The sequence below is a fragment of the Sphingobium sp. AP50 genome, from assembly GCF_900109095.1.
GTDB lineage: Bacteria > Pseudomonadota > Alphaproteobacteria > Sphingomonadales > Sphingomonadaceae > Sphingobium.
Map to the genome: position 1 here is coordinate 383,136 of NZ_FNYZ01000002.1, position 13,646 is coordinate 396,781.

Here is a 13,646-nt window from a genome sequence, read left to right on the forward strand (position 1 = left end):
GGAATATATATCGACACGCCCCTGCACGGGCGGTTGATCTGAGGGGAGCGCTGCGGCTCCGTGGCGCTCCCCTTATTTTTGCCTCTTTCGGATTGCCCTGATGCCGATCGCCCCTGCCCTGGCGCTGATGCTGACCACCGCCTCGCTGCCTGCAACGCAGAGCTTCGACCTGCGCCCTGAGTCGGCCGAACGGCAGCGCCTGTATGAAAAAGGCGGCCATGGCATGGAGCCGGGCGGCGACGCGCAGGCTTTCCTGTTTTCCGTGGCACTGCCCGAAGGCGACTATCGGGTGACGGTGCGGCTGGGCGACCGACGGCAAACAGGCGACACCACGGTCAAGGCCGAGGCCCGGCGCCTGATGCTGAACCATGTCGCCACCCGCCGGGGCGAGGCGATCGAGCCTAGTTTTCTGGTCAATATCCGCACCCCGGCACTGGCCCCGCCGCCCGCCAATGCACCGGGCGGGGACAGAGTGCGGATCGATGCGCGCGATGCGCAGGAATATACATGGGACGAGAAGCTGACGCTGGAATTTCTGGGTCGGCCGACGGTGCAATCGGTCCGGATCGAACCGGTGACGGCGCCGACACTCTTTCTGGCCGGCGATTCGACCGTGACCGACCAATATGCCGAGCCAGCGGCGAGTTGGGGCCAGATGCTGCCCGCCATGCTGGACGATAATATCGTGGTCGCCAATCATGCCAAGTCGGGCGCGACGCTGAAATCCTTCCTGACCGACCTGCGATTCGACAAGCTGCTGTCGGGGATGAAGCCGGGCGACTGGCTGTTCATCCAGTTCGGCCATAATGACCAGAAGGCGGAATGGCCGCAAACCTATGCCGATGCGGCGACGACCTATCCCGCCTATCTCCGCGCCTATATGGCCGAGGCGCGGCGGCGCGGGGCGCATCCGGTGCTGGTGACATCGCCCGAACGGCGCAATTTCGATGCGCAGGGGAAGATCATCGATACGCTGGGCGCCTATGCGGCGGCGGTGCGCAAAGTCGCGGCGGAGGAGGACGTGCCGCTGATCGACCTGAATGCCGACAGCCGGGCCATCTATGAGGCATTGGGGCCGGAGGTGGCACCGACCGCCTTCAATGACGGGGGCAAAGACAAGACGCATCATGACAATTATGGCGCCTGGCTGATGGCGAGCGCGGTGGCGGAACGGATCAGGGCGCAGGTGCCGGATCTGGCGGCGCATGTAGCGATGCCGGCCTTTGTGCCCGACCGGCCGCCCGCCGCCAGTGCGGTTGCGATCGCCCCCAGCCTGATCCGCAGCGACCAGCGGCCGGCAGGCAATTGATGCGGATGAGCCGCCGCGACGTGGCGATGGGGCTGGCGCTGGCCGCCCTGCCCTTTCCGGTCCATGCCGCGCGTCGGCAGGATGTGCGCGATTTCGGGGCGCGCGGCGATGGCGGGACGATCGATAGCGACGCGATCAATGCGGCGATCGCGGCAGCATCCCGCGCCGGGGGTGGGACCGTGATCCTGCCGCGCGGGCGCTATCTGTGCTTTTCGATTCGCTTGCAGAGCCGGGTCACGCTGTTGCTGGGCGAGGGCGCGGTGATCGAGGCGGCCGATCCGGCGCGGCATGCCGGGCACTATGACCTGCCCGAAGCAGGGATCGAGCAGCTTTATCAGGATTTCGGCCATAGCCATTGGCACAACAGCCTGATCTGGGGCGAGGATGTGGAGCAGGTGGCGATCATCGGGCCGGGGCTGATCCACGGGATCGGCCTGACGCGCGATGGGCCGGGCGCGCGCTGGAAGAAGCAGGCGGGCGAGCGGCCCTTGTCGATGCAGGGGATGAGCGCGGCGGAGATCGGCCATCTGGAACCGGACGCCGCCGCGATGCAGGGGCTGGGCAACAAGGCGATCGCGCTGAAGAACGGGCGCGACATCAGGCTGTCGGGCTTCACCATATTGAAAGGCGGGCATTTCGCGATATTGGCGACGGGCACGCGCGACCTGCGGATCGAGGAGCTGACCATCGATACGGAGCGGGACGGCATCGATCTGGATTGCGTGCGGGATGTGCTGGTGGAGCGTTGCCGGGTCAATTCGCCCAATGATGACGGGATCGTGGTCAAGAGCAGCCATGCGCTGGGCAGGGCCATCGCCGCGGAGAATATCCTGATCCGCGATTGCGACGTGTCGGGATATGACATGGGATCGCTGGTCGACGGAACGAAGCGGACCACGCAGGAGATCGCGCCCGACCGGGACCGGGTGACGGGCCGGATCAAGCTGGGCACCGAGAGCAATGGCGGATATCGCAATGTGCGGATCGAGGATTGCCGCTTCACCCGCTGTCGGGGACTGGCGCTGGAGACGGTGGACGGTGGCGTCATGGAGCATGTCGTCGCGCGCGGGCTGACCATGCGGGACGTGACGACCGCGCCGCTGTTCCTGCGGCTGGGCGACCGGCGGCGCGGGCCGGAAGGGACGGGCATCGGCGCGATCAGAGATGTGACGATCAGCGATGTGGATGCGCGCGGGATCGATCATCGCTTTCCTGCCGCGATTGCCGGACTGCCGGGCCATCCGATCCGGGACGTGACCCTGCGCGACGTGCATCTGGCCTATCGCGGTGGCGGGACGGCGGCGGATGCGGCGCGGGTGCCGGCGGAACTGGCCAACGCCTATCCCGAACCCAGCATGTTCGGCGTGCTGCCAAGCTGGGCGCTGTGGGCGCGCCATGCCGACGGGCTGCTGATCGACCGCTTCCACGCCGGGACGATGGCGCCGGACCAGCGGCCGCCCTTCGTCATGGAGGATGTCACACGATTTTCCGTGCGGAACACGCCGCTGTGGCGTTGACGATGATTTGGGACGGTGTTACCCAAATATAGGCATATAGTTTCACAATATGGTTCAACAGGGAGAGCCTTATGTCCATCCACGCTTTCAAGATGCAGCTGAAGCCCGGCGTGGTGGACGAATATCGCAAGCGGCATGACGAGATCTGGCCCGAACTGTCCGCGCTACTGACGGAAGCGGGCATTTACGACTATTCGATCTTTCTGGACGAAGAGACGCTGAGCCTGTTCGCGGTGCTGAAGCTGCATGACGATAACAGCCGCGACACGCTGCCCGGCCATCCGGTGATGCAGCGCTGGTGGGACTATATGGCGCCGCTGATGGAGGTGCAGCCCGGCAACCAGCCGAAGGAATGGCCGCTCCCCCTGCTGTTCCACATGGATTGAACCGATGCGCGCGTTGATCCCCGCTCTGCTGATCGCCTCTGCCCTCGCCTCCCCCGCGCTGGCGCAGCAGGGCAAGCCGACCGCCAATCTGGCCGCCCCGGTCAAGACGTTCGGCCGCGTGTCCTACGACGCCCGGTCGCTGATGATCGACGGCAAGCGGCTGGTGGTGTGGGGCGGGGAATTCCACCCCTTCCGCCTGCCGTCCCCCGATCTGTGGCGCGATATCCTGCAAAAGATGAAGGCGAGCGGGTTCAATAGCGTCGCCCTCTATTTCGACTGGGGCTATCACAGCCCGAAACAGGGCGTGTACGACTTTAGCGGTATCCGCGACATCGACCGGCTGCTGACCATGGCGGAGGAAGAAGGCCTCTATGTCATCACCCGCGCCGGCCCCTATGTGAATGCCGAACTGTCGCGCGGTGGGTTTCCGGGCTGGCTGGTCAACCAGCGCGCCCGCGCCCGGACCGACGATCCGGCCTATCTGGCGGCGGTGGACGAGTGGCTGACGCATATCAATGCGATCGTGGCGAAGCATCAGATCAACGCCGATCCCAAACGCAAATATGGCGTCATCCTGCACCAGATCGAAAATGAGCTGGCGCTGACCACGCCGGCACAGCGGCGCTATATGGACCATCTCTATGCCAAGGCGCGGGCCGACGGCATCACCGTGCCGCTGTTCCACAATGATCAGGGGCGCAACGGCTACTGGACACCGGAAAGCAGCCCAAAAACGCCAAAAGTCGACAAGGTCGTGACCGGCCCCAACGACATTTATGCGTTTGACGGCTATCCCGGCGGCACCTGTACGGTGGAGGGCAAGCCGACCCGCGACGTGGCCGCGCCCGACTGGGGCTATTATGGTCCGGGCGGGGCGAAGGGCGGCGCGTCCGCCTCCCCCGACACGCCGGGATTTCTGGCGGAATTTGGCGGCGGCTGGTTCGACTATTGGGGATCGAACGGCGGCTATGACTGCAACGCGATCCAGCGGGGCAAGCGGTTCCAGCGCGTCTTCTATGGCGCGAATCTGGCCAACGGGATCGGCATTCAGAGCTTCTACATGACCTATGGCGGCACAAGCTGGGGCTGGTTGCCCGCGCCGGTGGTGTTCACCAGCTATGATTATGGGTCGGCCATTTCCGAGCCGCGCGACCTGCGCGAGAAAGCGGCGGAAATGAAGCAACTGGGCGGGCTGATCGCCGCCGTCCCCGATCTGGCGGGGATGGTTCCGGCCGGGCCGGTGGAGATTTCGTCGCCCGACATCCAGATCTATCATAATAAGAGCCCGGAGACGGACGCTCGCTTCCTGATGGTGACGCACAAGCCGTCAAACGGGCAGACGAACGACGCCTTCCGCTTCACCGCCGACCTGCCCGACGGGCGCTATACGGCGCCGATGCAGCTGAACGGCTTCGACGCGAAATGGCTGGTCGCGGGCGTGAATCTGAACGGGCAGCGGCTGGTCTATTCGACGTCGGAGCTGCAATCGTCGCAGGATGGCGTGATGCTGCTTTATGGCCGGGCGGGCGAGACGGGCGAGACGGTGCTGCGCTATGCCTCCGCACCGACGGTGACGGTGCTGGAAGGCAAGGCAACCAGCGCCTTCGACGCGGCGAAGGGCGATTTGAAGATCGATTATAGCCATCAGGGCCGCACCCTGCTGCGGATCGAAGGCGGCGGGCGACCGGCGCTGACGCTGATTCTGGCGGATGAGGCCGAGGGTGCGCTCTACTGGCGGCAGGGCGATGCGCTGGTGCGCGGGCCGGCGCTGGTGCGCAGCGCCACGGTCAGGGGCGGCACGCTGGCGCTGACCGGTGACATGGCGGCGCAAGGCCCGCTGGAAGTCTGGGCGCGCGGCGCGGTGCGATCCGTGACATGGAATGGCGCGGCGATCGCGACGAAGGTGGGTAGCGCGGGCAATCTGGTTGCGGTGAAGCCGCTGGCGGGGCCTGCCGACATTGCGCTGCCGACGCTGACCGACTGGCGCATGGCGAAGGGATCGCCGGAAACCGATCCGGCCTTTGACGATAGCACATGGCAGGCGATCGACCAGCGCCCCTATGCCAGCACCACCGCGCGACCCGACGGGCAGCCCAATATGAGCATGGACGCCTATGGCTTTCATGACGGCGACGTCTGGTATCGCGGGCGCTTCACCGGGACGCCGGACGCCAGGGCGCTGTCGCTTTATTATGGCGCGGGCGGGGCCGGGCTGGTGCAGGCCTTTGTCGACGGGCAGTTTGTGGGCGAGGCGGAAACGCCCAGCGGCCTGCCGCGCCCCATCACCACCGGCACGGCGCGCTTCGCCCTGCCCGCCGCGGCCCAGAGCGGCGAGCATCTGATCTCTGTCATGGTCCGCAACAACGGTCATAACTGGGATCTGGACAGCGACGATTTCCACAAGGAAGCGCGCGGGCTGATCTCCGCATCGCTGGAAGGGGGGCCGAGCGGTCGCAGTTTCGCAGTGCCGATCCGCTGGAAGATTCAGGGCAAGCAGGGTGGCGAAACCCTGCCCGATCCGGCGCGCGGCCCGGCCAACAATGGCGGCCAATATGGCGAACGGATGGGCTGGCACCTGCCGGGCTTCGACGACAGCCGGTGGAGCAAGGTGAGCGTTCCGGCGACGCAGGCCGATGCGGGCACCAACTGGTATCGCACCGGCTTTGCGCTGAATGTCCCCAAGGGGCAGGACGCGACCATTGGCCTGAGCTTCGGCGATGCCAGCAAGCCGCGATCGCCGGTCCGTTACCGTGTGCTGATCTTCGTCAATGGCTGGAATATGGGGCAGTTCATTGCCCATGTCGGGCCGCAACGCACCTTCCCCATTCCCGAAGGCATCCTGAACCACAGGGGCCAAAATCATGTCGCGCTGGCGGTCACGTCCGACGGCGCGCCCGGCGATGCGCTCGAAACCGTGCGCCTCGTCACCCTGCATAATGTGAAAGGCGGTCTGCCAGTGCAGATGGTTACCGCCCCTTCTGCACCTTCAGACCTCAAGGAGTAAATTAGTGGCCGCTCTCAATCATGATGTCCCGCGCGGCGCGGTGGTGGAAGCCATCGACCGGTTGATGGACAATCTGGTCAATATCAAGGACGAGACGGGCGAATTCCTGCTGCATCTGGAAGACGGTCGTATCATCGACACCAAGGGATGGGCCGGATGGGAATGGACCCATGGCGTCGGCCTGTTCGGCATGTGGCGCTATTATGAGCAGACCGGCGACCAGAAAGCGCTGACGATCATCAAGCAATGGTTCGAGGATCGCTTTGCCGAAGGCACGCCGACCAAGAATATCAACACGATGGCCCCGTTCATCACGCTGGCCTATCTGTATGAGCATGAGCCGGACCCGCGTTACATCCCCTATCTGGATGTCTGGGCCGAATGGCTGATGGCCGATGACGGCCTGCCCAAGACGGAGGAAGGCGGGTTCCAGCATATCGTCTATAATGACGTGAACCCCGGCGAGATGTGGGACGACACGCTGATGATGTCGGTGCTGCCGCTGGCCAAGATCGGCCTGCTGCTGAACCGCCCCGCCTATATCGAGGAAGCCAAAAGGCAGTTCCTGGTCCATATCAAATATCTGTTCGATACGAAGACGGGTCTGTGGTTCCATGGCTGGGACTTTAACGGTCGGCATAATTTTGCCGAGGCGCTGTGGGCGCGCGGCAATTGCTGGGTGACGATCGCGATTCCCGAAATCATCGAGATTCTGGACCTGCCGGAAGGTGATTTCTTCCGCACCTTCCTGATCGATACGCTCGCCGCACAGGTGAAGACGCTGGCCGAAACGCAGGATGCCGAGACGGGCCTGTGGCATACGCTGATCGTCGATCCGACTAGCTATCTGGAGGCATCGGCCACGGCCGGGTTCGCCTATGGTATCCTCAAGGCGGTGCGGAAGGGTTATCTGCCGCGTCCTTATGAGGATGTCGGGATCAAGGCGGTCCGCGGCGTGCTGGCCAATATCGACGATGCGGGCGAGTTGCAGCAGGTCAGTTTCGGCACCGCGATGGGCGACACGCAGCAATTCTACAAGGATATCGCGCTGACCTCCATGCCCTATGGCCAGAGCCTGGCCATCTGTGCGCTGGGCGAATTCCTGCGCACTTATATCTGAAACAGGCGGCGACAAGGGGACGGCTGTGGAAGGACTGCGCCTCTTTCGCTTTCTGCCCAAGGGTGCCGCCGGCCTGATCGGGCTGGCGGCATTTTTGTGCGGCGCGCCCGCGCTGGCCGGGACATGGGTGCATGACCAGGCGCAGGTCGGCGACTTTGCGCTGGCGGCGAATGGACAGGCCGCGCGGATCGTGATCGACCCGGCCGATCATGAGGTGGTGCGGATCGCCGCCGCGGATTTGCGAAGCGACATAGAGGCGGTGACGGGCGCGCGGGAGGGCGGCGCGGCGGAGCTGTGGATCGGCACGCTGGGCCGCAATGCCGCGATCGACCGGCTGGCGGCGGCGCGGCGGATCGACGTCAGCCGACTGAAGGGCGCGTGGGAGAGTTTCCTGATCGTGCCGGTGGAGCGACCGGCGCCGGGCGTGGCGCGGGCATTGCTGATCATCGGCAGCGACCGGCGCGGCACGGCCTATGGCGCCTATGAACTCTCGCGCGGGATCGGCGTATCGCCCTGGCACTGGTGGGCGGATGTCGCGCCGCTGCACCGGGATGCGCTCTATGTGGCGCGGGGCACGCGGCGCTTTGGCCCGCCATCGGTGCGCTATCGCGGCATCTTCCTGAATGACGAGGATTGGGGGCTGGTCCCCTGGGCAGCGGGCACCCATGCACCGGGCGAGAAGCCTTTGGGGCCGAAAACCTATCAAAAGGTCTTCGAACTGTTGTTGCGGCTGAAGGCCAATCTGCTGTGGCCCGCGATGCACAAGGTGACGACGCCCTTCAACGCCGATCCGGCCAATGCGGCGCTGGCGGAGCGCTATGCCATCGTCATGGGATCAAGCCATGCCGAGCCGATGCTGCGCAACAATGTGGGCGAATGGACCGCACCGGCGGCGGATTTCGATTATCTGAAAAATCCGGATGGGGTGCGCCGCTACTGGGCGGAGCGGGTCGGGACCAACGCGGCCTATGAAAGCATCTGGACGCTGGGGATGCGCGGCATTCATGACAGCGGGATGGTGGGGCCGACCACGGTCGAAGAGCGACGCGCCACGCTGGAGCGCATCTTCACCGATCAGCGGGCGATGCTGGGCAAGGCCGGGATCGGCGCTTCGCCGCAAATCTTCACCCCCTATAAGGAGGTGCTGGACGTCTATCGCGCGGGGCTGAGGGTGCCGGACGATGTGACGCTGATGTGGCCGGACGATAATTTCGGCTATATCCGTCACTTCCCCGATGCAGCGGAACGCGCGCGCAAGGGCGGATCGGGCGTCTATTATCATCTGTCCTATCTGGGCGCGCCTTTATCCTATCTGTGGCTGTCGACCACGCCGCCGGCGCTGATCCGGGAGGAGATGGGCCGCGCCTGGGACAAGGGCGCGCGGCGCATGTGGGTGGCCAATGTCGGCGACCTGAAGCCGGCGGAACTGGCCACCGACTATTTTCTGAGCCTTGCCTGGGATGTGGATAAAGTCCGGGGACAGGCTGTGGATAAGTTTGTGGAGAAATGGGCCGCCGAGACGATCGATGCGGCGCAGGCGGGGCCGATCGCGGCGGTGCTGCGCGATTATCACCGGCTGAATTTCGAGCGGCGGCCCGAACATCTGCAATATTATCTTCCGGGTCAGAAAGCCCGGCCAAGCCCGCTGACGGTTCCGCAGGCGGATGAACGGCTGGCCGCGTTCGGGGCGATGGCGGCGGAGGCGGCGCGGATCGAGAAGCTGATGCCGGAGGCGCGGCGCGATGCCTGGTTCGAACTGGTGGGCTATCCGGTGCAGGCTTCGGCGGCCGCGAACCGGCGCTTCTTCGCGGCGGACGCGCATGACCGGCTGCGCGACACGGATCTGGCGGAAGCGATGCGGCGCGGGGCGATCGCCCATGCGGCGGACGAGACGCTGACGGCGCTGAACCGGCGCTATAATCGGGAGGTCGCTGGCGGCAAATGGCGCGGGATGATGGCGATGGAGCCAGCCGACGGGCAATGGCGCAGCTATCGGCTGACGCCGCCGATCCTGCCGCCGGTCGATGCGGTTGCGCCGATGGTGGCGCCCCGACCAGGCGCAAGAGAAACAGCGAGAGAGACAGTTGTTGCGCCGCGCGATTTTGTAGCGGGGGCAGGCTGGCGACTGGTCGATGGGCTGGGGCGTCAGGGTTCTTTGCTGGCGACGACCGGCAAGGACGGGAGCGCGACAACTTCAGTCAGCCTGCCCGTCGGGCGATGGCGGATGGTGGTGGATTTGCTGCCGACCTATGCCGACCGGGACGGTGATCCCTTGCGGCTGACGCTGCATGTCGACGGGCGGGAACAGATGCTGGAAGCGGCGCGGGAAACCGGTAGTCGCGACTGGGCGATGGGCGTGCTGGACAATCGTCTGAGCCTGCCCCTGCCGGATGAACTGCCGGGCGGACAGCATCGGGTAGCGGTGGACGCGCAGGACAGCGGGGTGAGGGTCGAGGCGATCCGCTTCCTGCCTGTGGACGCCGATCCCGCCTTGCATTAATTTCATATTGCGTGATAGATGCCCACTATGTGGCATTTAATGCCGTGCCCGACGATAAGAATCGCAGGCGCATTCCAAGGCGAGGATGAGATAGCACGTGTCTGAAACCACCCGACCGGTCCGCCTGCAAAATTATCTCGCTTATGGCTCCAACGATGTGCTGGGCGCCGGATCGATGGCGGTCATTTCGGGCTGGGTGCTGATCTTCTACACCCAATTTTGCGGGCTGAGCGCGGGACAGGCGGCGACGATCTTTGCCGTGGCGCGCATTCTGGACGCCTTCGCCTCACCCATGATCGGTTATATTTCCGATCATTTCGGCTCGACATGGCTGGGGCGGAAATTCGGGCGGCGGCGCTTCTTCATTCTGGCCGCCATTCCGCTGTTGCCCAGCTTCGCGCTGATGTGGCTGCCGGGTCAGGGATTCTGGTATTATCTGGTCAGCTATGTGCTGTTCGAGCTGGTCTATGCGATGGAGATCATCCCGTTCGAGACGCTGGCGGCGGAAATGTCGACCGACTATCGCACCAAGGCGAAGTTCGCGGGGTCACGCATATTGTTCGGGCAGGCATCGGCCATCCTCGCCGGCTTCCTGCCGTTATGGCTGATCAACGCGCTGGGCCGGGACAGCGCGGACACCTTCTTCTATATGGGGATGATCTTCGCGGCCCTGTTCATGGTGACGGCCGGGCTGCTCTATCTGTTCAGTTGGGAACGGCATATGCCCGGCGCGCTGGAGGCGGTGCCTGCCCGAAGCGAAGCTGGCGGGGCCGGACAGGCGCTGAAGGCGCTGTATCGCAATCTCTTTTCGACCATGCGCATCCGGGCGTTTCGCCTGCATCTGGGCATGTATCTGGGCGGTTATATCAGCCAGGACATTTTCAACGCGGCCTTCACCTTCTTCGTGATCTTCGCACTGGCGGGTTCGACCGCGATCGCGGCGGGGCTGCTGGGCACCATGTATATCGTCCAGTTCGTGGCGGTGATCATCGCGATCAATCTGGCGCTGCGAGCGTCGCCATCGCGCGCCTATCAGGTCGCGGCCGCCGATTGCGCGGTGGGGGTGTTCGCGCTGCTGGCACTGTGGCTGCTGGGCGTGCCAGCGACGTCGCCGTGGATCTGGCTGCCGATCATATTGGTGGGGCTGGGGCGCGGAGCGCTCAATTATATCCCTTGGGCGACCTATAATTATATGGCTGATGTCGACGAGATCGTGACCGGCCAGCGGCGCGAGGGCAGCTTTGCCGGAGTCATGACCTTCGTGCGCAAGGCGACACAGGCAGCGGCCGTGGCGGGCGTGGGCTTCATCATGCAGGCGGGCGGTTTCGCGTCCGGTGCGCCGGTCCAGAGCGATGGCGCGATCCTGACCATGGCCCTGCTGCTGGGGGTCGGCACGGTCGGGTGCCTGACGTTCGGCATTCTCGTGTCCCGGCGCTTCCGGCTGAGCCCGGCGACCCATGAGATATTGATGCGCGAGATCGAGCATCTGCGCAGCGGCGCGCGCACCCCAAGTTCGGCGGGCGCGGCCCATGTGGTCGAGGATCTGTCAGGCTGGCGCTATGACCGGCTGTGGGGCAACAACCCGGTGGCCGGATCGGCGGCGCAATGAGGGAGACGGGCGTGATGCGGACTATGGCGGGACCGGTGGTGATGCTGTTGGCGCTGGCCGCTGCGCCGGTGCAGGCGGAAGGCTGGTCGCGTAGCTGGATGGCGGCGCCGCTGGCATCGAAAGCGCCGGTCGACAAGCGGCCTGACCTCAAGGACCGCACGCTGCGACAGGTGGTGCGGATCAGCAGCGGCGGGACGCGCATCCGGTTGCGCCTGTCGAACGAAATGTCGACCCAGCCGCTGCTGCTGGGCGCGGTGCATGTCGCACTGGCGGGTGAGGATGGCGCGATCCTGCCGGGGTCGGACCATGTCGTGACCTTCAACGGAGCGCAGGGTGCGACCGTGCCCGCGCGCGCGCCGATGCTGAGCGATCCGATCGCCATGCCGGTGAAGCCGCTCACCCGCCTGACCATCAGCATCCACCTGCCGCAAGGCGCGCCGGATGCGACGGTGCACAGCTATTCCGCCGCGACCGGCTGGACCGCGCCGGGCGACCAGACGGGAGCGACCAGCCTGAACGGGTCGACGATCATCGGCCCGCGCATCATCCTGTCCGGGGTCGAGGTGGACAATCGCAAGGCCGGGACGACCATCGTCACGCTGGGCGATTCGATCACCGATGGCGTGCGCGCAACACCCGACAGCAACCGGCGCTGGCCGGACCTGCTGGCGGAGCGTTTGCAAAAGGCCGGGCGGCGATCCGTGGGGGTGGCGAATGCCGGGATCAGCGCCAACCGGTTGCTGTCCGAAGGCGACGGGAACAATGCCCTCGCACGGTTCGACAGCGATGTGCTGGCGGTGCCGGGCGTGACCCATGTCGTGATATTGGAGGGCGTCAACGATATCGGCGCCGCCTTTGCCCAGCAACGGCCGATCCCGACGCGCGACGATCTGATCGGCGCCTATCGCCAGATGATCGCGCGGGCGCATGACCGGGGCGTGAAGGTCATATTGGCGACGATCCTGCCCTATAAGGGCGCGGGTTACTGGAGCGAACAGGGCGAGGCGGTGCGGATCGCGGTCAATGACTGGATTCGCAGCACCAAGGAAGCCGACGGGCATGTCGACCTGGCGAAGGCGGTGGCCGATCCGACCGATCCGGCGCGCATGGCCAAGCCCTATGATGTCGGGGATGCGTTGCATCCCAATGATGCGGGTTTCCGCGTGATAGCCGATGCGGTCGACCTGGGGCTGTTGCGATGATCGCGGCGCTGCTCATGATGGCGGCAGCCAGCGGCCCGATCGCGCCCAAGCCGCTGTTCCGCGATCCGGTGCATGACGGGGCGGCCGATGCCTCCACTGTGCGCGATCGCAAGACAGGCGAATGGGTGATGTTCTACACCAACCGTCGTGCCGATTTGCCCATGGATGATGCCAAGGATGTGCGCTGGGTGCATGGCACCGCGATCGGCATCGCGCGGTCGAAGGATGGGGCGCACTGGACCTATGGCGGGACGGCGGACATTCCCAAGGCCTGCACCGGCGAGACATTATGGGCGCCCGAAGTGCAGTGGCTGGCGGGCCAGTGGCATATGTGGCTGACGGTGGTGCCGGGCATCTATCGCGACTGGAACGCGCCGCGCTTCATCGTCCATCTGACCAGCCCGGACCTGCAACAATGGACCTGTGGCGAGCGGCTGGAACTGGGGTCCGACCGGGTGATCGATGCAAGCGTGCTGGCCCTGCCCAAAGGTGGGTATCGGCTGTTCTTCAACGATGAGCGGCAGAATAAGGCGATCGTCACCGCCGACAGCCCGGACCTGATCCACTGGACGGTCGGACAACGGCTGACGCAGACACCCGGCGAAGGGCCAAAAGCCTTTCGATGGAAGGGGCGATACTGGCTGATTTCCGATGCGTGGAAGGGGTTGCTGGTGATGCGATCCGACGATGGCGCGCATTGGACGACGCAGCCGGGGCATATTCTCGCGACGCCGGGGACGCAGCCCACCGACCGGGCGAAGGGACAGCATCCCGATATCATCGTGGCGGGCAAGCGCGCCTATATTCTCTATTTCGTCCATCAGGAGGGCGAGGATGAAGCGAAGGCCAACCCCGACTGGAAGCGGCGCAGTGTGTTGCAGATCGCGGAACTGAAGGAAAAGGACGGGGTGATCAGCGTCGACCGGGAAGCCCCCGTCCCTGTCCGGCTGATCCCCTGAATCACCCGATTTTCCTTGGCTGTAAAAGCGGCTAGGGAGA

The 13,646-nt window shown here is 65.1% G+C and carries 9 protein-coding genes; all 9 read left to right on the plus strand.

Translation table 11 applies throughout. The annotated features are described in order from the left end of the window. The first annotated feature begins 100 nt into the window (after positions 1–100). The 9 genes from BMY84_RS07805 to BMY84_RS07845 all read left to right on the plus strand — a co-directional run bounded on the left by BMY84_RS07805 (position 101) and on the right by BMY84_RS07845 (position 13,606). A complete protein-coding gene (locus tag BMY84_RS07805) occupies positions 101–1,309 on the plus strand; it encodes a rhamnogalacturonan acetylesterase (RefSeq protein WP_093082630.1) in 1,209 nt (402 codons plus the stop codon). Positions 1,310–1,314: 5 nt separating this feature from the next. Continuing rightward, positions 1,315–2,826, plus strand: a complete 1,512-nt coding sequence (locus tag BMY84_RS07810) for a rhamnogalacturonidase (protein ID WP_093082798.1) — start codon at positions 1,315–1,317, stop codon at positions 2,824–2,826. A 71-nt stretch (positions 2,827–2,897) separates the two neighbouring features. After that, complete coding sequence (locus tag BMY84_RS07815) at positions 2,898–3,212, plus strand: L-rhamnose mutarotase (RefSeq protein WP_093082633.1); 315 nt, start codon at positions 2,898–2,900, stop codon at positions 3,210–3,212. 4 nt (positions 3,213–3,216) lie between these two features. Next, positions 3,217–6,216 carry a glycoside hydrolase family 35 protein gene (locus BMY84_RS07820; protein ID WP_093082635.1) on the plus strand — a complete coding sequence of 1,000 codons (3,000 nt, stop codon included), beginning with the start codon at positions 3,217–3,219 and terminating at the stop codon, positions 6,214–6,216. Between the two features lie 4 nt (positions 6,217–6,220). Continuing rightward, positions 6,221–7,336 carry a beta-galactosidase BglB gene (locus tag BMY84_RS07825; RefSeq protein WP_093082638.1) on the plus strand — a complete coding sequence of 372 codons (1,116 nt, stop codon included), beginning with the start codon at positions 6,221–6,223 and terminating at the stop codon, positions 7,334–7,336. Positions 7,337–7,361: 25 nt separating this feature from the next. Next, complete coding sequence (locus BMY84_RS07830) at positions 7,362–9,836, plus strand: glycosyl hydrolase 115 family protein (protein WP_256215136.1); 2,475 nt, start codon at positions 7,362–7,364, stop codon at positions 9,834–9,836. A gap of 97 nt (positions 9,837–9,933) precedes the next feature. Then, complete coding sequence (locus BMY84_RS07835; protein ID WP_093082642.1) at positions 9,934–11,445, plus strand: MFS transporter; 1,512 nt, start codon at positions 9,934–9,936, stop codon at positions 11,443–11,445. A gap of 14 nt (positions 11,446–11,459) precedes the next feature. After that, on the plus strand, positions 11,460–12,647 hold the full coding sequence (locus BMY84_RS07840; protein WP_093082645.1) for an SGNH/GDSL hydrolase family protein: 1,188 nt from the start codon (positions 11,460–11,462) through the stop codon (positions 12,645–12,647). Next, positions 12,644–13,606 (plus strand): family 43 glycosylhydrolase, encoded by a 963-nt coding sequence (locus BMY84_RS07845; protein WP_093082647.1) that lies wholly within the window; start codon positions 12,644–12,646, stop codon positions 13,604–13,606. The genes BMY84_RS07840 and BMY84_RS07845 overlap by 4 nt, the downstream gene beginning before the upstream one ends. Positions 13,607–13,646 lie beyond the last annotated feature (40 nt).

What these genes read in the sequence shown, in the direction of transcription:
- BMY84_RS07810 (WP_093082798.1), top strand. Translation starts at nt 1,315, where the DNA reads ATGAGCCGCCGCGACGTGGCGATGGGGCTGGCGCTGGCCGCCCTGCCC.
- BMY84_RS07820 (WP_093082635.1), top strand. Translation starts at nt 3,217, where the DNA reads ATGCGCGCGTTGATCCCCGCTCTGCTGATCGCCTCTGCCCTCGCCTCC.
- BMY84_RS07815 (WP_093082633.1), top strand. Translation starts at nt 2,898, where the DNA reads ATGTCCATCCACGCTTTCAAGATGCAGCTGAAGCCCGGCGTGGTGGAC.
- BMY84_RS07805 (WP_093082630.1), top strand. Translation starts at nt 101, where the DNA reads ATGCCGATCGCCCCTGCCCTGGCGCTGATGCTGACCACCGCCTCGCTG.
- BMY84_RS07845 (WP_093082647.1), top strand. Translation starts at nt 12,644, where the DNA reads ATGATCGCGGCGCTGCTCATGATGGCGGCAGCCAGCGGCCCGATCGCG.
- BMY84_RS07840 (WP_093082645.1), top strand. Translation starts at nt 11,460, where the DNA reads ATGCGGACTATGGCGGGACCGGTGGTGATGCTGTTGGCGCTGGCCGCT.